Source organism: Acidovorax sp. AC410 (assembly GCF_979253235.1).
Window position 1 is genome coordinate 2,684,774 of record NZ_CEEDCG010000001.1, and the last position, 25,788, is coordinate 2,710,561.

The following is a 25,788-nucleotide window of genomic DNA, read 5'->3' on the forward strand; positions in this document are numbered from 1 at the left end:
GCGACTGGCCTCTGGCCCACTGTGCCGCAGAAGGGCAGGCCGCAGGCTTGCCGTGTCGGGCGCCGGAAAAGGACAACGGGCGCTTGTTGCTGAGGTGCAACATCCTTCGCCCTAGTTGTGACACCAAACACATTTTATCTACGCCCCCCTGCGCAAACCGGGGGGCGATTGTGTAGGATGCGAATCAACAGTCCATAGAGTCCGCTTGTCTAGATTGTGTACGCGGGGCGGATTGTTGAAGTATCTGGTGTAAACTTGTAAAGCTATGAGTGTGGGCTTGCTCAGGTGCTTTTTTTAATTTTTATGGAGAAATCTGTGATGAAGAAGAAACTTCTTGCTGTAGCAATGGGCGCCATGCTCGCTGCTGGTGCTGCAAACGCTGTGACCGTGAATCACGCTGGTTTGGGTGATTTGCTGGTCGCTCCCTCGTATTTCATCGGTGGGGGATGGCAAAGTGAGTTGAAGGTTATCAACACGAGCCTGACGCAATCCGTGGTTGCCAAGGTCGTGATTCACGACAACGAGCGCTCCGAAGAACGTCTGGACTTCTTGATCTACCTGTCGCCTGGCGACGTGTGGGTCGGTACCCTGGCCAGCCAAGCTGCCGGCGCCAATGGCCAAACGACCCGCTCGGTCGTGACGTCCAGCGACGATTCGATCCTGCTGCCTAACTCCAACAACTTCGCTACCGCTGCTACCCCAGCAGTGATCGTTAGCGGTGCTGGCGAAGGCCGCTCGCCCCTGACCAACATCGGTTACATCACGATCATCGAATCGCAAGCATTCGACATCGCTCCTAACGCTCCTGGCGTGTCCAAGGCTGCCATCAAGGCTGCATTCGACGCTGCTCCAGCAGTGGTGGCCGACACCAACACGCCTAACGTGCTGGCTGGTTTCCTGACCATCTCCAACGCTCTGAACGGCCAGAACGCCTCGCTGCCTACCCTGGCACTGGCTGACTACAACAACCGCATCAAGCAAAACATCGGTGTTGACTCCAGCCTGGGCGCCCCACGTTCGCAAGCTACCGTTGCTGACATCGAAGACGCACTGTGGAAGACCTCTTTCGTCGTGCCTTACGTGGTCGGCGGTTCGCAATCTTCGCTGGTGTCCTTCACGTTCCCCACGAAGCTGACGTACCGTAACGTCATCAGCGGCCAGTACCCCTTCCAACAGAAGGTTGCTATCTCTGCTGACGTGTTCGATTACAGCGAAAACCGCATCACCGGTCCAGCGTTCAACATCTCGCCTCTGCCTGCCGCATCGGTTACCAGCGTGTTCGAACACGACTGGCTGGCCTTCGGTAGCCAGATCAGCGTGGGTTCGTTCACGGCTGGCTGGGCTAACGTTCGCTACGCAAACCCAACGGTTTCCGTTGGCCAAACCTCGGCTCCTTCTGTGAACCTGGGCAAGTCGGGCGGTCCTGGCGTTGTTACCTACATCAACACGATTGGCCCAGAAGTCACGTGGCACTACGCTCCTTCTAACTAAGAAGTTGCGACTTTAGTAAAAAAGGCCGCCGGCGAGAGCTCGCGGCCTTTTTTTTTGGGCGGATGCAATGCGGTATCTAATTGTTATTTTTTTGGCTGCGATGGGTACATTTGCCCAGGCTGCGAACTTCGTTTCGATGCACCAGTCTGCGCACAAGATTGCCTTGCCACCACCGGCTGGCAGCTTCAACTACACCTTTGACACCAAGGTGGGCTTCAAGGAGCAGTACGCACCTACCGGTGTGACGGGTTGCGCGATCGGTTTTGGTACCGGCGGCTGCGCCTTCCCTGGCGGTGGTTCCCTCTCCCTGCCTGAATTCACCGGCTTCCAGATGCAGAGCCAGGAATTCAAGATCTTCATTCCTGCAGGAACCCGTTCGTTCCTGTTCTCGGGCTACGCTCCCCAGGGCACCCAGTCGGCCTTCGTGCTGCGCTACGGCAAGGAGCCGACCCGCGTTGCCGCCCTGAGTGGCAGCGAGTACCAATCCGCTCAGACCGGCGAGCGCATCGACACCTCGTTTGCGCGCCTGGTCACCCAGGACGTCGACCATTTCGTCGTGCACGATGGTGGCGGCACGCTGCGCTTCGTGGGTGGCCAGCTCGACGCCAACCGCAGCAGCACCAACCAGGGCCAGTGGCTCTACGTGCGCCAGCTGAGCGGTGCTGTGCTGTTCGACTACCAGGGCGCCCTGGACGTGGACATGCCCAAGTACGCAGCCGGCTACAACGCGATCACCTGGACCACCAGTCCCTTCCCGGATCCCGTGGACACCGCGTCGCCTACGACCCCGACGACCCCGACGACGCCCACCACGCCGACGACACCTACCACGCCCACCACTCCGACGACGCCTGGCACGGCTGGGTCTGTGACCTCCAGCGTGGTGTCCACGGCTGGCCAACCTTTGAAGCTGGATATCACGCTGACCCAGACCCCTGCAGAAGTGACTGCCAGTGAGAAGACCAGTGTGTGGATCGCGGCGCGCATCCCGGCCAATGGCTTGTTCTTCACGACCGATGTCTGGTTCTTCCGCAAGGTGGACGGCTGGGCCCAGTTGGTAGTGCCCAACCCCGAGACGGTTGCGTACTCCAGCAAGATGACCAATGCAGCCACCTTGAAGTTCACACCCTCGATGGACCTGACGGCCGAAGACCTGCGCGCGTTCAACGTCGAAATCTATTTCGGCTTCAAGAACAGCAATGGCTCTTTCATCAGCAAGGGCAAGATCTGGTAAGCGCCAGCAAGCAGGCGCTTTGCCCAGATGAAAAAAGGCCCCTCGGGGCCTTTTTTCATTCCTGTGAACGCAGTGGGCTGGTCAGATGGATTGCCAGCGGCCTTTCCTGTCCCACCATCGTCGATCGCTGCCGAGCCCCGCGCACAGCGCGGGGGACCGGCAGCACCTCATTGCCGGGGTGCGCTGGGAACCTGGAAGGGGTTGGCTCCCTGGTTCTGCTGCATATTGGCATTGTTGCGTGCAGCATTCAATGCCTCGGACAGGCTGTTGAACACCGTGTTGGCGGCGTTCGGTGAGTTGGCGGCCGGTGCTGCTGCTGGTGCCGCCGCTGCCTGCTGTGGGGCTACAGCCTGTGCGACACTGGCGGTGGATGGGGGTGTGCCCGACGTGGCCGCGGCCTGGGTGGCGGGATCTCCTCCTGCCGGCGCCTGCACCACCGGCGTCGCGCCCTGAACGGGGGGCTGGCCTTGAGCCACAGGGGCCGGCGCCCCCGGGCCGGAGGCCCGGTCCGTCTTCTTGGTGAAATAGATGCTCTGCTGCCCACCGGGCGCCGACAGCACCACATGGGTGGGGTGGACCTGCGCCAACGTGAACTCTCCCAGTGCCTGCCCTTCGCGAAAGGTCGAGAAGGGACGACCCTCTGTGGCGGCGCTGGCGAAGCGGGGGCCCAGGCGCACATTGGCCATCTTGACGCTGCCCGCAATCACCACGCCGTACAGCTGCAGATCCTGGTCAGTGACCACGGCGGGCGGTGGCGGTGGTGGCGGTGGTGGGACGGGGGGGACGCGATCTGGCCATGCCTTGCGCTGGGAATCGAAGGGGTTGGCTGCGCCCATGTGAACGGGAGCGGGAGTGGCCGCAGCCGCAGCGGCAGGCGAGGGGGCTGTCGCCGCCGTAGCGGCTGCAGCAGGACGTGCTGCAGCGCCAGGCGCTGCCCCCTGTGGGGCCTGTGCCAGCGCCTGTCCGCCGAGCGCGATGCCTGCGGCGGCCACCGCCAATGCCACGGCGCATGGCGACTGCTTGGCCGCAGGGGTGGAAAGGAAACCAAGAGTAGGCATGTACTCACTCCCAAGAAATCGAAATGCCAGGCGAGCCTGGCGAAAAACAAGCAGCGCTGCTGCCACCCGCCCGGCAGGGCGGATGGCACAAGGATATGTTGTGCGGCAAGGGGTTGCAGGCAGCGCCTGCAGCGCGCCCTCCCTCTGTCTGTAGGCAGGATTTTCGCAGAGTGGCGAGTGGTCTTCGCGCTACAGGATGTGTCGTCCCGTGGCGGGGGCGCCACTCAGGCTGCTGCTTTCGTTCCTGTCTCCCGGGGTGCTGCATGGGGCGGGTCGAGCTGGGCCATCACCTGGGTCCCATGGCTGTCCTGGCGGCTGCTGCGCAAGCGCACAAACACCGGGCCCGCTCCGAAATGCTCCAGCGTTTGGTAAGAGGCGAATGCCCGCGGCCCGGTTCCCAGGTGTCCGATGCAGATTTGCCGCAAAGGGTCGGGACTGAGTTCCAGCACCCAGTCCGCCTGGATTGAATCCGGTACCGCCAGTTCGATGCCCTCGGCAGTCCGTGCACTGTGCTCAAGAGCGTCCCCCAAAGAACCGGGTGGGGTGTGCTGCAGCCGCTGGGCCTTGTGAAGCCAGCGGTCGTCGGCATAGTGCTTGGCGAAGTAGATGGCGGCACCGGCTTCCATCAATCCCTGCTTGTGGGGGGCGTTGCGCCATGCATGCACGGCCCGTGCCTCGGGTGCCATGGCCATGCCCCAGCCCAGGCGGCGCAAGCGCATGCAGAGATCCGAGTCCTCGAAGTACATGAAAAAGCGGGGGTCGAACAAATCTCCGCCGGCGTCCAGGGCGCGGCGATGCACCATGACCGCTCCGCCTGACAGTGCCCGCTGGCGCAGCGGTGCAAAGGCCTGCCAGTAGCGCAAGGCCTCTGCCCCTGTGGCGTGGCGCACCCGCTTCTGGATGGGCGGCTCCCTGCGGGCGCGTTCGGTGGCCCATGCCCGCACAGCGGTGGGCAACCAACTGGGTGGAAGGCGCCATTGCAGGGCGGCATCGAGGAACTGCCGGGGGGCGACCGCTCCCAGGGTGACGTCACTGGCCAGCACTTCGGTCAGTGTCGCCGTGCATCCCTTGACCAGGCGCACATCCGGGTTCACCAGGAAGAAGCAATCTGCGGAAGAAGCACGCACGGCCAGATTGCAGCCTCGGCCGAACCCGATGTTTCCCTCGGCGCGATGGCAGTGCACCGCCTGCGGGAGCAATGATCGCAGCAAGGCCCATTCACCGTCGTCATCGCTGTTGTCGACCACGCGCACCTCGAGGCCAGGCGCATCGGCCAGCACCGACGCCACGGCCGCCGCAATCTCGGCGGCATCCCGGTAATTCACCAGAATGGCGCAGCAGTTCAGGCCCATGGACCCTCCTTGAGGGGGGTCGCGCGCACCAGGAAGGCATAGGTGTTCCAGCTCTCCGGGTCCGCTTTCAGGCGCGGGCTCTGGGCCCAATGGCGAGCCCAATCGTCCGGGGCGGGCACCTGTACGCGCTCCAGGTGCTTTACCTGGAACCCCGCGCCGGCCAGCAGGTCCTGCAGGGTCTTCCAGGTGAAGAAGCGCACATGGGTCACGCAGTGGATGCCCAGCGGACAGTAGTCCCAACGCCCTTCGAGCAGGTCGGCCATCACACCCCAGTGGCCCACGTTGGGAATGGAGATGAGGACCGATCCACCCGGTGCCAGCAGGCCCCGGGCCCTGGCCAGCCAGGCGTGCGGGTCATTGGCATGCTCCAGCACATCCAGAAAACTGATGCAGTCGAATGCGCCTTCACCCTGGCTCGGCAAGCCGGCAAATGGCTGGGTGAGAAAGTCACCCTGCCACACATGGTCCACCTGGGTGCGCGCGGTGCGGCAAGCCTCTGGCGAATACTCGGCCAAATGCGTCTCGCAGCCGCGCAACTCCTTGATGGCCTGCAGGAAGCCGCCTTCTCCCCCACCCACGTCCAGCACGCGGCCTACCCCGGCAGGGAGCAGGGGCAGCATGTCCTCGCGCCGCGCCTGGTGGTAGCTGGCAAAGTCATGCACAAAGGCACCGGGTACCCAGCGGGCGCGGCTGCGTACCGTGTCGCCACGCACTGCGGCCACGGTGGTCAGCGTCACCAGCGGTGCATGCTGGCCGGTGTCCGCAAGAAGCGGGAGTTCGCTGGCTCCCAGCTGTTCCAGGTAGCGCTCCATGCCGCGCACAGTGCAGTAGTCGGGGGCAAGGGTGGGCGCAAAGCCCGGGTCAAATGCATGCACGGCCGTGGGCGCATCGCCATGCACACCGTCCAGCGCATGGCCCAGCCGCTCCAGCACATCGGGGCCGATCATGACGTGGCCATGGCGCAGCAGCAGCACGCGGGCATTCGCGCCCAGCGGTGTTGCGGCCGGCGCGTGGTCCAGGGCCTGGCACCACGCCTGTGGGCTGGCCGGAGCCGGCGTTTCCAGCCACACGGTAGGGGGTGGCAGCACGCGGTGCAACGCGTCCCAGCCATGGCGGAATTCTTCCGACGACAGCGGGCTCGATGCGGTGGAGACGATGACCAAGGCGATCGGCGTCATGGCGCGTCCTGGTCCAGGGGCTGGGCATCTGCCGCGAGCATCGATTGCGCCAGCGCGCGCACATCGCCGCGCTGGTGGATGGCCACGCACGTCGTCGTGAGGGGGAATTGCAGCGCCCACTTGGCTTCAAACGCCGCCCCGCTGCGCGCGATGCGCTGCGCCGTGGGCCGGGGCAGGGGCGGGTGCTGAGGGGTGTTGGACCAGTGTTCGCAAAAAGCATCCACGGCGGCAGCCTGCAAGCCCGCGGCCTGGGCCTGCAGCACCAGGTCGGTGGCATAGAAATCCCAGCCCAGCGCCGGGTCCATGCGCAAGCCGCTGTCGCTGCGCACGGCCACCAGCAGTTCGTCCAGGCTGTCCACCAGGCAGGGCAGCGGCGCCGGGCCGCGCAGCACCTGGCCCCGGTCCAGCACATGGCCTGCATGGACAGCGGTGGCACCTGCGCCAGCCACGCCATAGGTGCCGACGATGGCCAGGCGCCCGAGTTGCTGCTCGGCCTGCACGATGGCCTGGGCGAACAGCGTGTCCCAGCCCTCGGGCAGAACCACATCCTGGTGTACCCACACCACCCACTCCTGCGCCGGGCGCGCATCCATCACGGCATTGAACGCCTGGGCTGCGGAGGGCGCGTTCCAGCGCAGCACCAGGGGCCGCTTGCCAGCTGCCATGCAGGGGGACGTCAACAAGCGCTCCCGCACGACATCGAAGCTGCTCACGGCACTGACAAACAGAAAATCAGACACGGTCAACAATCCTTGGAAGGGCACCAGCCGCCATCATGCGCCCGTGGCCTCGGCGGCCACATAGGTTCGGTACAGGTCGGCAGCCCACCATTTCCAGGGATGGGCCAGCAGATGGCGTTCGAGTGCCGAGTAGGCCTGCTGCAAGCCGCCGTTGTCGAGGGTGATGGGTTCGGTGACTTCCACGGTGAAGTGCCCGCCCGGTCCTTCCTGGCAGGTGTAGAGCGCCAGCGGCGCATGGCCCGCCCGGGCCAGGAATTGCGGGCCCGACGCCATTCGGCGTTGCGCGCCCAGAAAGTCCACGGGCTGCGACCGCTCCTGCGAGGTGGAGGGGCCATCGCAGGCGATGACCACGATCTCTCCCCGGCGCAGCGCACTCACGAAAAAGCGCATGCTGTCCTCGAAATGGGTCACCCGTCCGGGTGCCAGCAGCCGGTTCAGCGCCACGGCCTTGGTGGCAAAGTGCCGGCTGATGGCCGGCGGCACCATGGCATCGTCCGTGAGCTTGGTGGACATGAGGTTGACCGTGAGGCCCGCCCCGGCCAGCGCCGCCAACCCCACATAGAGGCTGTCGAAATGCGCCGTCATGAGCACCACGCCCTGCTGGCTGTCGCGCGCCTTGAGCAGGGGCGCGAGGCCGCTGATCGTGGCTCGGATGGTGCTGCGCTCCAGGCGGGTCAGCCTCACGGCCTCGACCTCCTCGCGCGACATGCACAGGAAGCGCCGCAGGGTCAGCCGCCGTGGCAGCGTGCCTTCCCTCGCCTGCATGCGCAATTGCGCCATGGCGTGCTGCGTGGCCTCGCGCACGTAGCCATGGCCCAGCGACAAGGTGCGCCAGTCCCAGTCCATCGCGTAGTTGATGCAGCCGCGCAGCATCCACAGCGGGCGGGCAAGCCAGCGTGGCAACCGCGCCAGCAGGGGCAGTACCAGGCCGTAGTCCAGCCGCGCCACGCCCCGCGAAAGCCAGCGTGGAAACTGCTTCAACGGCTTGGCGCCGGGGCTTCCGGCTTCTTCATCACGAAGATGTGGTACCCCATGTCGCCATCCTGGGCCAGTTCACGGTAGTTGTTCAGCACCAGGGACCAGTACTTGGAGATGCGGCTGCGGTTGTTGGGCTGCCCTGCATTGAACTCATGCACATGCTGGTACAGCGGACCGTACACCTGGGGTCCGATGTCTTCGGTCGACACCAGTTCAAAGCCGGCGTCGCGGATAAGCCCTTGGTAGGTCGCGGCGCTCTCGTAGTAATTGCCCTGGCGGAAGCGGACGCCCTCCACGCGTGAACAGGTGATGTCCGCCACCACGGCGCAGCCTCCCGGCCGCAGCGTGCGGAAGATCTCGCCGAAGAACGAAGGCTTGTCGTCGTAGTGGAAGGACGACTCGATGCACAGCCCGAAGTCGAACGCGTTGTCCTGCAGGGGCAGGGCCATGGAATCGCCCTGCTGCGCCTGGAAGCGGTCCTGCACTCCATGGGCGCGGGCATTGGCCTGTGCCAGGGCCAACTGGCCTTCGGCGATGTCCACCCCGGTCATGCGCGCGTGCGGCAGTTGCTTGAGCACGTTGATGCTGATTCCGCCGATACCGCAACCCACCTCCACACCCTGGGTCCCGTCCTTGGGAATGGAGGTGATGATGCGGTGCACCAGGGACTGCTGGGCCTCGTACAGATGGTCCACGCCGTTCGACCAGTAGCCGAAGTTGAGCATCACGGTGGGCGGTGCAGCGGCCTTGCTGCCCAGGGCGATCCAGTAGTCGCGGTTCTGGGCGTAAAAATCTGAAACTTCGTGTACGCTGTGCATAAAACTCGGTAAAAAGGAATGGCACGGGCCCGTTGCGGGGGCTCTTGTCCATCATCGTGGAAATCAGCGCAGGGTCCCACAGGGGGCCAACAGCTGCGCGCAGGCCTCAGAGGCCAAGCTTAGCGAAAATCTGTATCCCCTCCGGTAAGCCACCAAGGGCGCTTGAGCAGATCGCCGGTGATCGCAGGGTCGCGGGCCACCGTCACGCAGTTGGTGCATGCCAGTTGCGAACTGGCGTCCGCCAGTGCCGGCATGGCCCCCAGTCGCGCCGCCAGCGGTGCGCTGAACCACCCGGTGAGCGCCGTGGCACCGGCAGATACTGCCAGGGCGCGGGCCGCCACCAGCACGGTTGCGGTGTGGCGCAAGGGCGCCAGCCAGTCCACGATTTCCCAGGTGGCCGCGCCCGGCCGCAGTACGACTGCGCCCAGGATGCGCCGGGTGAACCGGTGGCGCACCCACCAGGTCCGGTAAGGCCCATCGGGGTGGTTGGCGAAGCGGTGGCGCCACCAATTGGCGTCGCGCCGGGGCAAGACGAAGTCTTGCGCGTCGCTGCGCAATTCCTGCCAAAGCGTATCCAACCGGCGCTGCGTGTGCGGGTCCGTCCAGTCCAGAGGTGCCGTGGCCCATTGGCGAAGCCCGCCGCCGTGTTGGCCGGCTGGTGGGCTGGGCCACGCGAGGGCAAGGACCTCGCCCACCGTTTCATACAAGCCCAGCGCCTTGCCAAGGCGGGCGGCACGCTCGTTCGGGAAGCCGAAGCCGATGGCAAAGCGGGTTTGCGCGCCGATGTGCTGCTGCAAAAACGACTGGGCCGCCGTGGCAAAGGCGCCGTTGCGCGACAGCACCCCCCGCGCCTGCTCCATGACCATCACGTCGCCCAGTTGTACCGCAGGGCGTTCCTGGCCATCCCACAGCAAGGTGCGGGCCGTGCCGCCGTAGTGCGCGATCAGCTGGCCTTCGAGGTTGCGTGTGCCGGTGGCCTGGCCCCGGCCGTCCGCGTATTTCCAGTGCCACAGCGCATCGCTCATGGGGGCGCCGAACACCTGGGCAAACAGGGCGCGCACCTCGGGCGACTCGGCGGGCCCCAGGTTGACGGCGTGCCAGGACCTTGCGTTCATGCCGCCACCTTCGCCGTCCACTGGCGAGGCAGGCTCACCAGGCCCTGCTCCAGGCCGGTCTGCACCACGCGCAGCGTGATGGCGCGCTCCACGATTTCATAGGGATGCAAGCCGCGCTCGCAGGCCAGGATCACCGAGATGCTGTAGTCGCCCTGCAGCAAGGGCAGGCGAGGCAGCGTGAGTGTGCCGACGCCGGAGCCGAAGGCGTCCCGGGACAGCTCTACGCCATCGTTGGCGCTGCCGGCGCTGGCCACGACGGTGCCATTGGCATGGGCAATGCCGATGGCCACCGATGGGCAGGGCAGGGCCGGGTCGCTGTCGAACTGCACGCGCAGTTCCAGCGTCGTGCGGCCGGAGTGGATGGCCAGCTCGCGCGCCGCCACGCCATCGGCCAGCGCCTGGATATCGGTGATCACGGCTGTGCCGTCGGGCGCCTTGCGCACCCTGGCGCCATGGGCCACGGAGTCGGCCTCGAAGGTGTCCGCCGCCGCATTCGGGCCTGCGTCCGTAGCGGCAGGCCGGGTATCGGCCTCCCTGCGCGGCGCGTCTTCCATCACCAGCGAAGTCTCGTACGCTGCAGTCACCTTGGGCGCTTCGTCCCACATGCGCATGCGCCCGCTTTCGAGCCAGAGCGCGCGCGAGCACAGGGCCTGCACGTGGTACATGGAGTGCGAGCAGAACAGAATGGTTGCACCCCGGTCTTTCATGTCCATGATGCGGTCGAAGGACTTGCGCGCAAACGCGCCATCGCCCACCGAGAGGGCTTCGTCGATCACCAGGATGTCCGGGTCCACGCTGGTGGCCACGGCAAACGCCAGGCGCACGAACATGCCGCTGGAGTAGGTCTTGACCGGCTGGTGGATGAATTGACCGATATCGGCAAACGCCAGGATGCTGTCCAGCCGCTCGTCCACCTGCGCCCGCCCCATGCCCAGGATGGCGGCATTCATGTACACGTTCTCGAGCCCGCTGAAATCGGGGCTGAATCCGGCGCCCAGTTCCAGCAGCGCGGCCACGCGCCCACGCACCGCCAGGGTGCCATGGGTGGGAGTGAGCGTGCCGCACACCATCTGCAGCAGCGTGGACTTGCCGGCGCCGTTGCGGCCGACCAGCCCGACCACCTCGCCGCGGCGGATGTCGAAGCTCACCTCCTGCAGCGCCCAGAAATCACGGCTGTACTGCTTGTAGCGGCCCCAGAGAAGTTGCTTGAGGCGGTCGCTGGGCTGCGAAAACAGCGAAAAGCGCTTGCCTACGCCACGCGCCTCGATCGCCAGTGTGGTGTCGCCGGCAGGGGTATCAAACGACATCGGAGAACCCCGTGCGAACCTTGTGGAAGAAAGCCGCGCCTGCTGCTGCCACCGCGGTGCAGGCCGCCAGCAGCACCGCCAGGGCCTGCCAGTCGGGCCAGCGGCCATTGAGCAGCACCTCGCGCGTGCCCGTCATCACCCAGGCCAGCGGGTTGAGCAACAACCAGGGGCGCACCGCCTCGGGCAGGGCCTCTACCGGAAAGAAGATCGGACTCAGAAACATCAGTGCCGCAACCACCATGCCCAGCAACTGCGCCACATCGCGTACATACGTACCCACTCCGGCCAGGAACCAGCCCAGGCCCAGCACCAGCGGCAGCAGCGGCAGCCAGACCAGGGGCAATGCCAGGGCCGTGATGGACAGCCCGTGGCCACTCAACACCGCCATGGCCAGCAGCAGCAGCGCCGACACCGCCAGGCCCACGCTGGCGCTGGTCGCGTTCACCCAGGGCATGATCTCCAGCGGAAAGACGACTTTCTTGACCAGATGGGGCTGCTCCAGCACCAGATTGGGCGCGCGATTCACGCACTCCGCGAAGAATCCGAACACCGCCAGACCCGCGTAGATGCGCAATGCAAAGGCCAGGTTGCCCTCGTCCACGCCATGCCAGCGCACCCGCATGACATGGCGGAACACCAGGGTGTACACCCCCAGCATCAGCAAAGGCGTGAGCACCACCCACACCATGCCCAGCCACGACTGGCGATAGCGGGCATGCACTTCGCGGCGCGCCAGTTGCATCACCAGGGACAGATGGCGCCAGGGCCACAGATAGGACAGCAGGAATCTCAAGGCAGTAACCGTAAAACAAGGAAGAGCGCCAGCGGCGGCCCGGTGGAGGCGCCCATGGCAAGAGGTATCAGGCTTTGGGGGGGTCCGCGCGTCCTTCTGCGATATCGCGCATCAGCTCGGGCTGCATCAGCTTGAGGATGTTGCCTTCACGCACCAGCACCTTGTGCAGGAACAGCACCTGGAACGCCCGTGTCACCGTCTCCCGGCTGGCATTGATCATGATGGCCAACTCCTGGTGGGTGGGGGCCTGTGCGACCTCGGCCACCCCGTCAACCGGGCGCTGCGGCAATTGTAAAAGCAATACGCAAAGCCGTTGGAAGGGGTTGGGAAGGCTCAGCAGCGTGCGCTGCGCCATCACCGTGCGCACCCGCTGCGCCAGCCGCGCCATCACGGCCTGCGCCAGCGCGGGGTGGCCCAGGATCAGCTCGCGCGCTGCGGCACCGTCGAGAAATGCCACGGTGGACTTCACGGCGGCAATGACAAATTCCGACGGGGGCTTGCCATCCACCAGCGCCAGCTCACCGAAATAGTCCCCGGGGTCCACGAAATACATGCCCACGCTGCGGCCGTCCACCGTGAAATCCACGCCTTGCAGCCGTCCTTCCACCAGAAAACCCAGCTCCTGGGTCGGGTTTTCCTTGCCCATCACCATGGCGCGGCGGGCAAACGAGCGCAGCCCCATGCGTGCCGACAGTGGTTCCAGGGCTTCGCGCGCCAATGGCTGCAGCAAAGGAAACTGGCTCAACAACTGAACGGAAACGGGCATAGGTAGGGAAAAACGCGGCTTGAGCCGATAATACGAAGCCGCTGAAAACGGCGCCCAACAGGCGCCAGGAGACGCAGATCCGGGGTCGGATCGTGCCATGCACCCACGGGGTGTCGCCGGGCTGCGCCCAGCAGCGCACTGCGGCATTACACCACTGGCAACGCTCCCAGCATATTGCCAGCGCTGCGGCAAGTGGTGTGTGACCGTGCTCACACACTGTGAAACAGACATGAGCGAAAATAGGGACCAGAGCTATTTCCTGACCTGCGCCCGTTTTGGCGCCGCCAGGCATTCTCTGCTGTCCGAAAGGCACACCATGAACCACCGATTGCACCCCATTGCCGCCTGCCTTGCCTTCCCCTTGATGGGGATGGGGGGCTTCGCGCTTGCCTCCACGCCCGGGCAACCCTTGGGTGCGGTCGTGGGTGAAGCCACGTTTGTCATCGGGGCGGCCTCCATCCTCCAGGAAGACGGCAGCAGCCGCGCGCTGGACCGTGGCGCCGCCGTGCGTGTCGGCGACCGCATCGAAACCAAGGCCGGCGGCCATGTGCATTTGCGCTTTGTGGATGGTGGGCGCCTGAGCGTGCGGCCCGCCAGCCGGCTGCACATCGAAAGCTACAGCCACTCTGCGCAGCAGCCGCAGTTGGGTGCCATCAAGTTCCGCCTCGATGAAGGCGTGGTGCGCTCCATTACCGGCAGCTGGGGCGAGGCCGCGCGCGAGCGCTTTCGCCTGAACACGCCCGTGGCCGCCATTGGCGTCAAGGGCACGGATTTCGTGGTGCGCTCCGACATGGAGCGCACGGCCGCATCGGTGTACACCGGTGCCATCACGCTCACCCCGCTGGCCAACAACGGCTGCGGCGCGAGCGTCGGCCCCTGCATCAGCGGCCACGAAAAGTTGCTGTCGGACGACATGAAGGGCCAGATCCTCGAGTACAGCCGCCGCGACGCCACCCCCCTGCTGGTGGCCACCGACACCGTGACGCGCAATGCCCGCGCCGTGGAAATCACGGCGGCCCGCACGGACAAGACGCAGTCCCAGGCGCTGGACGACCTGCGCGCCGAGCCTACCCCCGTCAAATCGCTCACGAGCGAACAGAAGGCGGTGGAAGTGGCGGTCTACACCCCGCCAGTAGCGCCTGTAGCGCCGGTGGCCCCTCCACCCGCGCCTGCTCCAGAGCCGCCAGTGACGGTTGCGCCCACGCCGGCGCCAGCGCCCACTCCTGCCCCCCCGCCCGTGGTAGTTGAGCCCACGGTTCCTGTGCTGCCGCCCCAGGTGACCCAGCTGGCATGGGCGCGCAATCCCTGGACCTCGCGGGCCGAAGGCGACAGCTTCGTGGTGGACTACGAAACTGCATTGAAGTCGGGCTGGAACCGTGTGATCGGCAACCCATCCTATGCGCTCTTCCAGAACCCGGACGCCCAGGGCAAGCTGCCCCAGGAGGGTATCGTCAACTTCCGCCTGGCCAATGCCAGCGCCCAGTTCTACAAGGATGCCCAAACCGCCATCGAGTCGGTGGCAGTGCAGGGTGGCGCCTTGCAGGTGGACTTTGGCCGCTCGCTGTTTCAGACATCCCTGTACATGGCCAGCAAGAGCTTGGGCTCGCAAAACATCCAGGCAACGGGCAATATCGGTGCGACAGGGCAGTTCACTCCCACTGCATCCAATGCCAACATCACCGGCGGCCTGAATGCGAGCGGCACCGAAGCTGCCTATGCTTTCGAGAAAAGCCTGCCCCAAGGTTCGCTCAGCGGCGTAACCCTCTGGGGGCGCTGATTGACGCCACGCCAGCCGCCAGCGGACAGACGTCCGGTAGGACGACACCGGGCGCTGCTGGCAGGACTGGCAGTTGCTGCCGTTGTCAGCCTGCTGCTGTCGCTGCTTTTTGGCCCTGCACTGCAGGCGGTTGAAGAGCGGGCCGGTGACTGGGTCTGGCGCCTGGGTTCCCAGAAGACCGAGGAACGCCGCGTCCTCGTCGTCGACATCGATGAAAAGTCACTCGCCGAAGTCGGCCCCTGGCCCTGGCCACGCAGCACGCAGGCGCGACTGATCGAACAGATCGCCCAACTGGGTGCGCGCGAGCAGATCCTGGATGTCGTCTTCACCGACCCGCGTGACGATGACGCCGCGCTGCTTGCCGCCGTGGCCGAGCACCGCCCGGTCCTGGCGCAGGTGTTTGCGCTGGGCGCTTCCGGCCCGGGCACGGGCCTGCCGCAGCTCAGCGAGCAGGCGGCACCGCGCGTGGGCCAGCCCTCGGGTGCGCTCGACTGGGCCAGTTGCCCGGCCCCCTTCTCCGAGGCCCTGGGGCATCTGTCCAATTTTCCTGCGCTGGCTGCGCTGGGTGACATGCCCCAGGGGCGCACCGGCCACATCAGCCCCCGCATCGCGGACGACGGCGTGGTGCGCCACCAGCCTGCCATCATCTGCTGGCAAGGCAAGTCCTACCCCTCGCTGGCCATCGCCTCGCTGCTGCGCGCCACCTCCGAAACCAGCCTGCTGCTGCAGCGCGGCGGCTGGTGGGATGCGCCCTGGACCCTGGGCAGCGCCGGACAGGCTTTGCCTGCGCTGCCCCTGGACGAGCGGGGCAACATGCGCGTCGCCTGGCGCCTGCACCCCGACAGTTTCGTGAGCATTCCTGCCGCCGACGTGCTGGCGGGCCGCGTGCCGACCGACATCATGGCGGGCGCCTGGGTGCTGGTGGGGGCCAGTGCCTTCGGCATGAACGACACCATCGCCACCCCCTACAGTGGTGCCAGTGCCGGGCTGCTCGCGCACGCCCAGATCCTCAGCGCCCTGGTGGACGGGCACACGCCCTATACCCCGCGCGCCGCCTTGCCTGTGCAGGCCGCCGCCGCGGCATTGGGGGCGCTGCTGTTGTGGCTGCTGGTACGGCTTGCCGGGCAGGGCGGCGGGGCTGCGCGCGATGCCCAGGCCCTCACGCCCTCGCCCATGCTGCGCATGCCGGTGTACCTGCTGCCCCTGGCGGCCCTGGCCTTTGCGCTGGCGCTGGTGGTCGCGCACGCCCTGGCGCTGTGGCTGGCCGATGTGTGGGTGGGGTGGCTGTTGCCCGCACTCTTCGTGCTGCTGGCCGGGGTGTTTGCCGGCACCATCGAGCATGCCCGCAGCCGCAGCGAGCGCGATCGCCTCTACCAGCACCTGGCCAGCTATCTGCCCGCGCCCGTGGCGGCGGCACTGGCCTTGCAGCCGCCATCGAGCGCCATCCGCGCCAGCACGCGGCAGGTCAGCGTGCTGCTGGCAGACATCCGCAATTTCTCGGCCTACTGCGAAGCCCGCCCGCCGGAAGAGGCGGCCGCCGTGCTGCACGCCTTCTTCTCTGCCGCCAGCCGCATTGTGCAGGCGCACGGCGGCGTCATCGAGTCCTTCCAGGGCGATGCCGTGGTGGCCGTGTGGAACGGTGCGGACGATGTGCCCCTGCCTCCGGTGGCCGACGACCAGCACGCGCAGGTCCATTCACGGCAGGCCGTCGCCGCCGCGCTCGACCTGCTCACGGAATCCTTCAAACTGCTGCCCGACCCCGCCCCCGCCGGCCTGGAGCCCCTGAGCCTGGGCCTGGGCCTGGAGACAGGCCCCGCCATGGTCGGGTCCTTTGGCCTGGCCAGCCGCCGCACCCACACCGTCATGGGCCGCACCATCACCATTGCCAGTCGCCTGGTCGACCTGACGGTGGACCTTGCGCACCCCATCCTGGTGGGCGAGGGCATGGCGGCGCAGCTGGGTGGGCAGTTCTCCGTGGGCGCGCGCACCGATGGCAGCGGCGCGCTGGAGACACAGCACCTGCAGTCCATGGGCACCTTCCTGCTGGAAGGCCTGCGCGTGCCCCACCATATATATGCTGTGCCCCTGGACACCCTGGCGGCCGAGCACCCGCCTGCACCAAGGGACAGCCAGGCGGCCCAACCCACAGCCCATGGCACAGCGTAGGCGGCACTACCATTTTTCTGCCGAATCCTGCGCAGCATCCACCCCTTCGGGTTCAATGCCCCGCACGGTGTGGCTGCTTGCCATGGCCCTGTGCGCGGCTACGGCCGCGCAAGCGCAACACCAGGCGCCCCTGGCCAACAGCCAAGGCAGTGCCCTGCCTCCCCTGGCCGCCCCATCGCAAGAGACAGCACCCGCTTTCAACGTTCCCCAGGTGCCACCGGCAGGCGCAGAACCCAGCGCCGCACAGGCCGCCGTGGCGGCCGCGTGCGTCCCGGTGCCCGATGGCACCCCTGCCGACCGCCTGACCCCTTATGTGATCACCTGCCAGCGGGTGCCCGAATGGCTCGCCCAACTGGGCGCCCTGCTCAACAAGGAAGGCCGCTACGACGAGGCCGCCGAGCACCTGGAGCGCTCGCTCATGCTCGATCCCGACCAGATCCAGGCCGGGCTCGACTACGCCGTGGCCCTGGCCGGCGTGGGCGACCTGCTCAGCGCCACCCAGTTGCTGGGCCAGTGGCTGGCCCGCCCCGACCTGCCCGACACCCTGCGCGCCAGCCTGGCCCAGGCGCAGCAGCGCTATGCCGCCGCAGGCCGTGCCAGCACCGGCTGGCAGTGGCGCCGCCATGCCGGCCTGCGGCTGGGGCGCGACAGCAACCTCGCCGGCGCCCCCGGCATCACCAGCCTCACGCTGACCCTGCCCACCGGCAACATCACCCTGCCGGTGGAAGAGAGCAGCCTGCCCCGCCCCGGCACCTACACCCGCGCCGATGTGCGCATGGACCTGGCGCGCCAATGGGCCGACGGCCAGCGCGTGGAGGTGGCCGCTGCCGTGCTCTCGCGAACCAGCCCCCGTGCCCCACAGACCGAAACCACCCAGGCCGAACTGGCCGGCGAATATTCCCGCGTGGCCGGAGAAATCGGCTCGGCAGGCAACACCACCTTGCTGCAGCACTACACCAGCGCTGCCGTAGCCAGCCTGCACACACGTGGTGGCACACGTTACGCAAGCTTTCATCTGGGCACGGGCCTGCAACTGCAAGACAAATACATGCCCGCCAACGGTGCGGGCCTGCTCGGCAAATCGGAAATGTCGTCCATTTGCAACACCCGCGTTGGGGCAGAGGCGCAGTTGCGCAACCTGTACAGCAACCCCGTGCTGTCGGGCCGCTATGCGGGCCTGGCGTGGCTGTGGAGCTGCAATGCCCAGCCCCAGCAGGTGCTGGCAGACAGTTCGGGCCTGGCCCTCAGCCAGTGGCAGATCGGCCTGCGCGCCGGGGTGGACATGCCCACCGACGCCACCCGCCCCGGCGGCCGCCAGCAGCAGTACAGCCTGCGCATGGCCGCCCACCTGGGGCCCCGCTGGTACCTCGATGCCGAGCTGGGCCACAACCGCGATACCACCGCCTACAGCCCCATCCTGGACAACGGGCGTGTGCGCAACACCACCCGCCTGTCCATGCGGGCCGAGTACCAGCACCCCCTGCGCCAACTGGCGCCAGGCGCCGTGGCGGTGTTCGGTTTCGAGGGCTTCAGGCAAACCGCCAACCTGCCCCTGTTCGCCATCCGCAGCAGCGGGCCCTACCTGGCCATCCGGGGGCAGTGGTAGCGCTTGGCCCTGGAGTGGATGTTGGCTTGTTACAACATTGGATGCAGCAGGCGGGCCTCGCCAACTAGCGCGCGGTAGTTGTGATCCGCATCACGCCCCCCCCGGTGGGTTGCTTGCTACACTTCATCCCAAGTTGGCTAGGCATTGCTCTTGATCGCTGGCACTTTTTTAAAAGTGCGTGTGATAATGCCAGAGCAAACTTGTAAAGATGGGGCTGAACTGGCATGCACGGCAGACAAGCGTGGTGCACACACAGGCTGGCCTTGCTTTAGCAACTTGTTTTCATTTCTTAACTGTAAATAGGAAGTTTCAAATGCCTGCACAAATTTTTGGCACCGACGCAGTCGTCACCATGCTGAACCGCGCGTTCAACGACGTCTCCCCATCCAACGCTGTGTTCATGAACCAAGTGGCTGCTGCTGGCACCACGACCGACAGCCAAATGGCTTTCGCCAAGCAATTCGGCGCTGGCTTCGCTGGCCTGTCTGCTGACGCTCTGTCGACCAAGCTGCTGGGCAACCTGGGCGTGCTGCCCAACGCCGCTCTGCAAACCGCACTGAAGGACTACATCACGGCTGCTGGCGTGTCCAACGTGGGCATCATCGCTCTGCAACTGGGCCAGATCCTGTCGGGCCTGGAAAACGCCACGGGCGACCAAGCTGGCTTCGCCGCCGCTGCTGTGGCATGGAACAACGAAGTCACCGCTTCGTACAACTACTCGGCCAACCCAGCCAACACCGGTCCTTCGGATTCCGGCAACGCCCAGCCTGGCACCACGTTCACCCTGGTGGTCGGCGCCGACAACCTGGCCCCTAACTCGGCCGTGGTTGCCAACAAGACCTCCGCTGGCGACGACACGATCCGTGCCGTGACCGCTCTGAGCCTGGAAACCGTTGACGTGCTGGACGGCGGTTCTGGCAACGACACGCTGGCCATCTCGGCTGGCGCCCTGGTCGTGGCAGGTGCTACCCCCATCCTGAAGAACATCGAAAAGATTGACATCACCAGTGCTGCCGCCACGGACATTCTGAACCTGTCCGCCTCCACCGGCATCACCGCTATCAACGTGGCATCCACCAACGCTGCTTCGGTGGTGACGCTGAATGGCGTGGCAACGCTGGACACCGTGATCGGCACGGGCCTGTCGACGGCTGTTGGCACGATCGACGTGGACTTCACGGCTTCGACCGCTGGCGCCGCTGACACGTTGAAGGTTGCCCTGGGCAACAACAACGGCAGCGCCATGACGATCCAGAGCACGGCTGACACCGCCACGTTCGAAGCCATCACCATCGCTGCCAACGGCTCCAAGTCGGGCACCAGCGTGGCCGGCAACAACGCCGCCGACATCGTGATCTTCAACAACGCCGACTTCAACACGGTCAAGACCCTGACCGTGACGGGCGACGGCAACTCGAACATCACCACGGCTTCGGCTGCTCTGAAGACGGTGACCGCTTCGGCTGCCAATGGCAACAACACCTACGTGTTGGCTGGCGCTGCTGGCAAGACCGTGACCACCGGTTCGGGCAACGACACCGTGACGACCGGCGCTGGCGACGACACCGTCACCACCGGTGCCGGCAACGACACCATCAGCGCTGCTGCTGGCACCAACAAGTACGTTGGCGGCATGGGTGCTGACACCTACACCGGTGGCGGTACCGATTCGTTCTCGATCGAAACGAGCACGATCGAAGACCTGGGCTTCGACACGGTTGCTGCTGCTGGTTTCACGACCGCAGTGGACACGCTGATCTTCGTTGGCGGCCCTGCTGCTTCTGCGACCAACTACGTCGAAGTGACGGCCAGCTCCACCGGTTTCGTGGCTGCCCGTTCGGCCGCGCTGACCGCCCTGGCTGCCAGCACCGACATCAAGTACGTGGCAGTGACTGACGGCGTGGACACCTTCGTGTTCTTCGACGGCAATGGCGACCACCTGCTGAACACCAACGGCTCTGACTTCGCTGTCAAGCTGACTGGTGTGAACAACCTGGCCAACATCGCTGCTGGCGACATCGTGGTGGCTTAATTGCCCTTCGATTGGCAGCGCCCCTGGCGCTGCCAAGCACAAAAGCCCTCCGGACGAAAGTTCGGGGGGCTTTTTTCATGGGGCCGTCATTACAATCAAAATGCCCATCGCTGGGTGGCTTAGACGCCTCTTCGAGCAGCTGGGAGGGGCCGGGTATTTTTCTACGGCATGCTTTCTAAGGACGTTCTGAATGCACGATTGGAGTTCTGGCTATGTGGCAGATATCGGGTACACCTTTGGTTATTACACAGAACTCAATCCCCTAAGGGTCCGGCTCGCTTTTCTCAACCAGGGGCTGGTGTTTCCGGACAACGGCGCTGCCTGCGAACTGGGTTTTGGGCAGGGGCTCAGCGCCAATGTGCATGCCGCAGCCTCGGTGACGCAATGGTCTGGTACCGATTTCAATCCCGCCCAGGCCGGTTTTGCGCAGGAGCTGGCAACGGCCTCGGGTGCCAGTGCCAGGTTGTACGACGAATCCTTTGCCGAGTTCGCGGCGCGCTCGGACCTGCCCCAGTTCGACTTCATCGGCTTGCATGGCATCTGGAGCTGGGTCAGTGACGAGAATCGCACCACCATCGTAGAGTTCATCCGCACCCGGCTGAAAGTGGGCGGTGTGGTCTACATCAGCTACAACACACAACCGGGCTGGGCCGCATTCACGCCCATGCGCCATCTGCTCACCCTGCATGCAGAACTTCAGGGCGCGCCGGGGCAGGGCACCGTCACGCGCATAGCGGGTGCCTTCGATTTTGCGGACAAGCTGTTCGCGACAGACCCCGCCTATGTGCGTGCCAACCCGCAGGCGAGGGAGCGTTTCGACAAGGTCAAAACCCAGGATCGCCATTACCTGGCGCACGAGTATTTCAACCGCGACTGGCTGCCGATGCACTTCGCCACGTTGGAACAATGGCTTGCCCCTGCGAAATTGGATTTCGCTTGCTCGGCGCACTATATCGACCATCTGGACATGCTCAATTTGAATGCGGCGCAACAGGAGCTGCTGGCGACTATCGAGAATCCTACTTTGCGCCAGACGGCACGCGATTTCATCGTGAACCAGCAATTCCGGCGCGACTACTGGGTGAAAGGCGTGCGAAAGCTCAGTCCCATGGACCAGGCCGAACAGCAGCGCCTGCAGAGAATCATGCTGGTGGTGCCACGCGAGAATGTGGGCCTGAAACTCAGCATTCCCATGGGTGAAGCCGATCTGAGCGCGAAGATCTATGTTCCCATTCTGGATCTCCTGGCGGACTACCAGCCCCGGGCCCTGGGGCAGATCGAAACGGCCGTGGCCGGCAAAGGCATCAATTTTGCGCAGCTGTGGCAGGCTGTGCTGGTGCTTGCAGGTCAGGGCTCTGTGTCGCTGGTGCAGGAGGAGGATGTCGTCGCCAAGGCGCGGGTGCATACCGACAAGCTCAATGCCCATATTCTCGCGAAGGCGCGCAATGGGGGCGATATCGGCTTTCTGGCCAGCCCGCTGACAGGAGGCGGGGTTGCGCTGGACCAGTTCTTTCAGCTCTTCCTGCTGGCGATTTCCCAAGGAAAGACACAGCCCGTGGAATGGGCTGCCGAAGTCTGGAAGGTTTTGCTTTTGCATGGACGCAGAATCATCAAGGACGGTAAAAACCTGGAGAGCCCAGAAGAAAACATCGAGGAGCTGACACGCCGGGCCGTCACTTTCCAGAAAAAGCAGTTGCCGGTGCTCAAAGCATTGATGATCGCTTCTTGAGGCGCACCGCCTCCTCAGGCGCTCAGTCGGCTTTTCTTGGGGGTTCACCGCCAGACACTTGCATCTGAACGTGTGCCCTTTGGCGCAGTGGCTGTGGGCCTGGCTGGACGATCTTTCCCAGGCATAAAGGTCGGGCCATGCACGACTTGGCATGCGGTCTGATGGGCTGGCCGTTTGCATTGGTGTGCCAGGCCACTGCTTTGGCGCTGATGTCGCCCTCGCCCCCCCTACTGGCATATATGCCACGCCTTCCTTTCTATCTGGCTCCCGCAGACATTGGTTCCACAGGCGATGTGCCTGGGTAGCCGGGCCAGCGCCCGAGGAAGGGAATACAGAATGGGACGTCATTTGGTGTCGGGGACCGACGCACAAGGCCAGGTCATCTCTGCGGTGGCGGAAACAGCGCTCGCCAGCGGCGATTTTGCCAAAGTCGGTTCTGGCGGCTACGTCCGTAGAGCGGCCGACGGCATTGCCCTGGCGCTGCAAAACGCGGCATCGGGGGTGACGGCCCTGGCGCCCGCTGCCTCGGTGGACACAGGGGGCGGCGCCTGGGGGCGCGGCAGTTTCAGCGCCCAGTTCTTTCGTTCGGTGCTGGCGCTGGACGGCGGGCAGTTCGCCGTCGTTTTCAGTGGCAATGGCTCGTTGTCTGATACGGGGGTGAATCTGCGCATCTACAGCCCCATGCGCGTGCCTGTATCGGGCCGCGTGGTGGTGGCTGCCGCAACGGGCGTCGTGGGTACACGCCTTGCGCGCGCCGGGGGCGACAACATTGCTGTGGTGTGGACAGAAGGCGCGGTGCTCAAGCTGGCCATCCACTCCGCCAGCAGCGGGGCCGTGGTGGCGCCAGAGACCACCGTGGCTGCGTTGGCGAGCAGCGACGTGCAGGGCTGGAATGTGGTCACCCTGGCGAACGGCGATTTCGTGCTGGCCTATGGCAAGACGGGTACCAATGACCTTGTCTTCAAGCGCTTCAATGCGACTGGCGTGCCCCAAGGCAGCGAGGCGCTTGTGGAAGCCGGCGCCTCCCCTGCCTATGTCGGACTGCTGGCGCTGAAGGCGGGCGGTTTTTTGGTGCACTACTACCGCTATGCTGCGGGCAGCCCGGCCTACAAGTTTGCGCGGTATGCTGCCAATGGCACGCTGCAAGGGGCGCTGACCACACTGGCGGCCGGCTCTCCCAATCGCACAGCGAGCCCCTCAGAGCGCAATGCCATGGAGTTGACCAATGGCAATCTGGCTTTTGTTGACCCGTCCAGCAACACCAGTGCCGCAGTGCGCCTGTACGATGCATCCGGCAATTTTCTCTCCACGTTGCTCGTGGCCACGGGGGCTGCAGGCATGCCCAACACCGTGTGCATCTGTCCGCGCCAATTTGGCGGCTTCTGGCTCACTGTAGGCGGGCAGTTGTATGAATTCGACAATGCCGGCAACAGTCTGCGGCAGTCAATGCTGGCCACAACTCAGCCCGTCATGCTGTTCGACCGGGCTGGAGCTGGCCCATTGATGGCGGTGCATACGGCTGGATCAGGCTTCACCACCTACCTTTATAGCTGGAATACCGACCTGACCGCTGTGGAAAATACGCTGGTACTGAGTAGCTCTAGCTCGTATCAGCTGTCCTATGCCTGGGCCGAAGTGCTTTCCAACGGCATGCTGGCCAGCGTGGCGTGTGGGCAGCCCTCATCGGGCGCAGCGCAGATAAGTGTCTCCATTCCGCAAGCGTCCTCCATCCTGGGCATTGCCCAAGAGGCCGCAGCCCCTGGTGCCACCGTGCGTGTCGCCACCGCTGGCAAGTTCGCAACGACCCAGTCGTTCACGAGCCCGGCATTCGACCGGCGCAGTGCCACGCCGCCGGGTACCCGTGGCGTCGCCATTGGCAACACAGCCATCCTGGGTGGCCTCAGCGACTGAGCCAACATCTCCTCCCCTGTGGTTGCCGGGCGCAGAGCGGTCTTCGGGGTGGGGCCACCCGGAGCGACCACAGCGCGTGGTGCCTGACGGCCGAGGTGAACGCGGTTCGCGGAAACCGAAATCCAACTCCAAGATGCTTGAGGGCGGTATCCCCCAAAAGTGGGGTGATGGAAAGCATCCATTGCACGGCCGCGTGCCAGGCTACGCGCTATGCTCTGCGCGTTTCCCTCATCTTGGAGCTGTGTGATGCCCGCGACCCCCGTCATGTCTGCCGAACTCGAAGTCACCATTCTGAACCGCGCGTTCAATGACCAATCCCCTTCGAGCACGACTTTCTACCAGCAGAAGATGGCCGCCGGCTCCACCCCCCAGAACTGGCTGGACTATGCTTTCAAGTTCGGCACGGGCTACCAGAGCCTGACGTCGGGGGAGCTGGCGTTGAAGATCGCGACCAACATGGGCTTGGGGTCCAACCTTGGCGTGCAGGGCGCGCTGCTCTCGTACCTGGACGCCGTGGGCAAGGAGAATGTAGGCATCGTTGCCGTCCAACTGGGCCACATCCTGCTGGGACTGGAGCATGCCACCGGCGACATGGAGGTCTTCAACGCCCCCGCCGCCGCCTGGGCCAAGGAGGTTGCCGAGTCGTACATGTACTCCACCAACTCGGCCAACGGCAGCCCTTCGCCCAAAGGTGCCTTCGCAGCCAGTGCAGGCTGGAGTTCCGCCGTGGAGCACCAGCCGGCGGAGGCTGCTGCAGCCGTGCAATTGGTCGGTGTCGACACCGGGGCTTTGCTGGCCTGAGGGATGTGTGTGTCGCTGCCGGGCTGCTGACGGCCGGCCAGCCCCATCAGGCGGTGGCAGTGTGCAGACCCAGCAGCTCCCGTGCTTCCTGTGGCGAGGCCACGCTGCGCCCCGCATCGCGCGCCACCTGGGCCAGCTGTTCAATCAGCGGCCCGTTCGATATGGCCTTGCTGCCGTCGGGCAAATAGAACGTGTCTTCCAGCCCCGTGCGCAAGTGGCCGCCCAGCTCGGCCACGCGCTGGTGTACGGGCCAGATCTCCTGGCGGCCGATCACGGTGGCCTGCCACGGTGCATCCTTGATCTTGAGCTTGAGCAAAATGGGCAGCAGATCCGCGTCGGCCGGCATGCCCGATTCGACCCCCATCACAAAGTTGTATTCGGGCAGGCGCTCGGTGTACATGCCGGTCTGCACATACATCTCCACGCAGCGCACGATGCCCACGTCGAAGCACTCGAACTCGGGCAGGGTGCCCGTCTCCAGCATCACGTCGATGAAGTCTTTCACCTTGGCGGGCTGGTTGTCGAACAGCATGGGCGGCCAGGCCCAGCTGCCGTTGCTGCGCACCTTGAGGTAGTTGAGCGAGCCGGCGTTGCAGGCTGCCATCTCGGGCCGGGTGGCGCGCAGGCAGTCCAGGGGGCCCTGGTAGTGCGGGCCCACCACGCCGGTGGTCTGGTTGATGATGAGGCCCGGGCATTCCTCGCGCATGGCCTGCACGCAGTCGCGCGCCACCTGCGGGTCCCACGAGGGCAGGTGGCCCTTGCCCGCCTCCTGCTGGCGAAAATGCACATGCACCACGGCGGCGCCGGCATCCACCGCGCGGCGTGCCTCGCGCGCCAGCTGTTCGGGCGTCACGGGCACATGGTGCTGCGTGGGGTCGGTCAGCACGCCGGTGATGGCGCAGGTGATGATGGCTTTGTCGTTGTGGTTGTTCATGG

General features: G+C 65.3%; 20 protein-coding genes. 9 read left to right on the forward strand and 11 right to left on the reverse strand.

What is annotated here, in order from left to right; all coding sequences use genetic code 11:
* Nucleotides 1-318: 318 nt before the first annotated feature.
* Both AC0IZS_RS12580 and AC0IZS_RS12585 read left to right on the forward strand, forming a co-directional pair.
* The gene (locus AC0IZS_RS12580; protein ID WP_471635919.1) at nucleotides 319-1,491 is read left to right on the forward strand and encodes a hypothetical protein; all 1,173 of its coding nucleotides are present in this window, start codon (nucleotides 319-321) and stop codon (nucleotides 1,489-1,491) included.
* A 136-nt stretch (nucleotides 1,492-1,627) separates the two neighbouring features.
* Nucleotides 1,628-2,725, forward strand: coding sequence for a hypothetical protein (locus tag AC0IZS_RS12585; RefSeq protein WP_471635920.1), 1,098 nt, complete (start codon nucleotides 1,628-1,630; stop codon nucleotides 2,723-2,725).
* Nucleotides 2,726-2,892: 167 nt separating this feature from the next.
* On the opposite strand, the gene AC0IZS_RS12590 is transcribed toward AC0IZS_RS12585, so the two are convergent.
* The 10 genes from AC0IZS_RS12590 to AC0IZS_RS12635 all read right to left on the reverse strand — a co-directional run bounded on the left by AC0IZS_RS12590 (nucleotide 2,893) and on the right by AC0IZS_RS12635 (nucleotide 12,830).
* Nucleotides 2,893-3,468, reverse strand: a complete 576-nt coding sequence (locus AC0IZS_RS12590; RefSeq protein ID WP_471635921.1) for a hypothetical protein — start codon at nucleotides 3,466-3,468, stop codon at nucleotides 2,893-2,895.
* 539 nt (nucleotides 3,469-4,007) lie between these two features.
* Nucleotides 4,008-5,135 carry a glycosyltransferase family 2 protein gene (locus AC0IZS_RS12595; protein ID WP_471635922.1) on the reverse strand — a complete coding sequence of 376 codons (1,128 nt, stop codon included), beginning with the start codon at nucleotides 5,133-5,135 and terminating at the stop codon, nucleotides 4,008-4,010.
* Nucleotides 5,126-6,313 carry a class I SAM-dependent methyltransferase gene (locus AC0IZS_RS12600; RefSeq protein ID WP_471635923.1) on the reverse strand — a complete coding sequence of 396 codons (1,188 nt, stop codon included), beginning with the start codon at nucleotides 6,311-6,313 and terminating at the stop codon, nucleotides 5,126-5,128. The genes AC0IZS_RS12595 and AC0IZS_RS12600 overlap by 10 nt, the downstream gene beginning before the upstream one ends.
* Complete coding sequence (locus AC0IZS_RS12605; protein ID WP_471635924.1) at nucleotides 6,310-7,053, reverse strand: hypothetical protein; 744 nt, start codon at nucleotides 7,051-7,053, stop codon at nucleotides 6,310-6,312. Before AC0IZS_RS12605 ends, AC0IZS_RS12600 begins: the two co-directional genes overlap by 4 nt.
* A gap of 33 nt (nucleotides 7,054-7,086) precedes the next feature.
* The gene (locus AC0IZS_RS12610) at nucleotides 7,087-8,034 is read right to left on the reverse strand and encodes an LpxL/LpxP family acyltransferase (RefSeq protein ID WP_471635925.1); all 948 of its coding nucleotides are present in this window, start codon (nucleotides 8,032-8,034) and stop codon (nucleotides 7,087-7,089) included.
* Nucleotides 8,031-8,849, reverse strand: coding sequence for a class I SAM-dependent methyltransferase (locus AC0IZS_RS12615; RefSeq protein WP_471635926.1), 819 nt, complete (start codon nucleotides 8,847-8,849; stop codon nucleotides 8,031-8,033). The genes AC0IZS_RS12610 and AC0IZS_RS12615 overlap by 4 nt, the downstream gene beginning before the upstream one ends.
* A 119-nt stretch (nucleotides 8,850-8,968) precedes the next feature.
* A complete protein-coding gene (locus tag AC0IZS_RS12620; RefSeq protein WP_471635927.1) occupies nucleotides 8,969-9,964 on the reverse strand; it encodes a GNAT family protein in 996 nt (331 codons plus the stop codon).
* Entirely contained in the window at nucleotides 9,961-11,271 is a 1,311-nt protein-coding gene (locus tag AC0IZS_RS12625; RefSeq protein ID WP_471635928.1) for an ABC transporter ATP-binding protein, read from the reverse strand. Before AC0IZS_RS12625 ends, AC0IZS_RS12620 begins: the two co-directional genes overlap by 4 nt.
* Nucleotides 11,261-12,064 (reverse strand): ABC transporter permease, encoded by an 804-nt coding sequence (locus AC0IZS_RS12630; RefSeq protein WP_471635929.1) that lies wholly within the window; start codon nucleotides 12,062-12,064, stop codon nucleotides 11,261-11,263. The genes AC0IZS_RS12625 and AC0IZS_RS12630 overlap by 11 nt, the downstream gene beginning before the upstream one ends.
* Before the next feature lie 67 nt (nucleotides 12,065-12,131).
* The gene (locus tag AC0IZS_RS12635; RefSeq protein WP_471635930.1) at nucleotides 12,132-12,830 is read right to left on the reverse strand and encodes a Crp/Fnr family transcriptional regulator; all 699 of its coding nucleotides are present in this window, start codon (nucleotides 12,828-12,830) and stop codon (nucleotides 12,132-12,134) included.
* Nucleotides 12,831-13,146: 316 nt separating this feature from the next.
* On the opposite strand from AC0IZS_RS12635, the gene AC0IZS_RS12640 reads away from it, so the two are divergent.
* The 7 genes from AC0IZS_RS12640 (at nucleotide 13,147) to AC0IZS_RS12670 (ending at nucleotide 24,852) form a co-directional block, all read left to right on the forward strand.
* Nucleotides 13,147-14,607: a FecR family protein gene (locus AC0IZS_RS12640; protein ID WP_471635931.1), complete on the forward strand. Its 1,461-nt coding sequence runs from the start codon at nucleotides 13,147-13,149 to the stop codon at nucleotides 14,605-14,607.
* Nucleotides 14,608-16,773 (forward strand): CHASE2 domain-containing protein, encoded by a 2,166-nt coding sequence (locus AC0IZS_RS12645; protein WP_471635932.1) that lies wholly within the window; start codon nucleotides 14,608-14,610, stop codon nucleotides 16,771-16,773. It begins immediately after the preceding gene.
* 55 nt (nucleotides 16,774-16,828) lie between these two features.
* The gene (locus AC0IZS_RS12650; protein WP_471635933.1) at nucleotides 16,829-18,379 is read left to right on the forward strand and encodes a tetratricopeptide repeat protein; all 1,551 of its coding nucleotides are present in this window, start codon (nucleotides 16,829-16,831) and stop codon (nucleotides 18,377-18,379) included.
* A 313-nt stretch (nucleotides 18,380-18,692) separates the two neighbouring features.
* On the forward strand, nucleotides 18,693-20,411 hold the full coding sequence (locus tag AC0IZS_RS12655) for a hypothetical protein (RefSeq protein ID WP_471635934.1): 1,719 nt from the start codon (nucleotides 18,693-18,695) through the stop codon (nucleotides 20,409-20,411).
* 190 nt (nucleotides 20,412-20,601) lie between these two features.
* On the forward strand, nucleotides 20,602-22,140 hold the full coding sequence (locus AC0IZS_RS12660; protein ID WP_471635935.1) for a methyltransferase regulatory domain-containing protein: 1,539 nt from the start codon (nucleotides 20,602-20,604) through the stop codon (nucleotides 22,138-22,140).
* A gap of 588 nt (nucleotides 22,141-22,728) precedes the next feature.
* Nucleotides 22,729-24,051 carry a hypothetical protein gene (locus tag AC0IZS_RS12665; RefSeq protein WP_471635936.1) on the forward strand — a complete coding sequence of 441 codons (1,323 nt, stop codon included), beginning with the start codon at nucleotides 22,729-22,731 and terminating at the stop codon, nucleotides 24,049-24,051.
* A gap of 246 nt (nucleotides 24,052-24,297) precedes the next feature.
* Nucleotides 24,298-24,852 carry a hypothetical protein gene (locus tag AC0IZS_RS12670; protein ID WP_471635937.1) on the forward strand — a complete coding sequence of 185 codons (555 nt, stop codon included), beginning with the start codon at nucleotides 24,298-24,300 and terminating at the stop codon, nucleotides 24,850-24,852.
* Between the two features lie 46 nt (nucleotides 24,853-24,898).
* Here AC0IZS_RS12670 and AC0IZS_RS12675 read toward each other — a convergent pair whose 3' ends face one another.
* On the reverse strand, nucleotides 24,899-25,786 hold the full coding sequence (locus AC0IZS_RS12675) for a beta-keto acid cleavage family enzyme (RefSeq protein ID WP_471635938.1): 888 nt from the start codon (nucleotides 25,784-25,786) through the stop codon (nucleotides 24,899-24,901).
* Nucleotides 25,787-25,788: the final 2 nt, after the last annotated feature.

Excerpts from the sequence above, each read along its gene's own strand:
- AC0IZS_RS12620 (WP_471635927.1), bottom strand. The coding sequence starts at position 9,964 with ATGAACGCAAGGTCCTGGCACGCCGTCAACCTGGGGCCCGCCGAGTCG.
- AC0IZS_RS12625 (WP_471635928.1), bottom strand. The coding sequence starts at position 11,271 with ATGTCGTTTGATACCCCTGCCGGCGACACCACACTGGCGATCGAGGCG.
- AC0IZS_RS12670 (WP_471635937.1), top strand. The coding sequence starts at position 24,298 with ATGCCCGCGACCCCCGTCATGTCTGCCGAACTCGAAGTCACCATTCTG.
- AC0IZS_RS12595 (WP_471635922.1), bottom strand. The coding sequence starts at position 5,135 with ATGGGCCTGAACTGCTGCGCCATTCTGGTGAATTACCGGGATGCCGCC.
- AC0IZS_RS12655 (WP_471635934.1), top strand. The coding sequence starts at position 18,693 with ATGCCTGCACAAATTTTTGGCACCGACGCAGTCGTCACCATGCTGAAC.
- AC0IZS_RS12640 (WP_471635931.1), top strand. The coding sequence starts at position 13,147 with ATGAACCACCGATTGCACCCCATTGCCGCCTGCCTTGCCTTCCCCTTG.
- AC0IZS_RS12585 (WP_471635920.1), top strand. The coding sequence starts at position 1,628 with ATGCACCAGTCTGCGCACAAGATTGCCTTGCCACCACCGGCTGGCAGC.
- AC0IZS_RS12580 (WP_471635919.1), top strand. The coding sequence starts at position 319 with ATGAAGAAGAAACTTCTTGCTGTAGCAATGGGCGCCATGCTCGCTGCT.
- AC0IZS_RS12660 (WP_471635935.1), top strand. The coding sequence starts at position 20,602 with ATGCACGATTGGAGTTCTGGCTATGTGGCAGATATCGGGTACACCTTT.
- AC0IZS_RS12615 (WP_471635926.1), bottom strand. The coding sequence starts at position 8,849 with ATGCACAGCGTACACGAAGTTTCAGATTTTTACGCCCAGAACCGCGAC.
- AC0IZS_RS12650 (WP_471635933.1), top strand. The coding sequence starts at position 16,829 with ATGCCCCGCACGGTGTGGCTGCTTGCCATGGCCCTGTGCGCGGCTACG.
- AC0IZS_RS12600 (WP_471635923.1), bottom strand. The coding sequence starts at position 6,313 with ATGACGCCGATCGCCTTGGTCATCGTCTCCACCGCATCGAGCCCGCTG.
- AC0IZS_RS12635 (WP_471635930.1), bottom strand. The coding sequence starts at position 12,830 with ATGCCCGTTTCCGTTCAGTTGTTGAGCCAGTTTCCTTTGCTGCAGCCA.
- AC0IZS_RS12675 (WP_471635938.1), bottom strand. The coding sequence starts at position 25,786 with ATGAACAACCACAACGACAAAGCCATCATCACCTGCGCCATCACCGGC.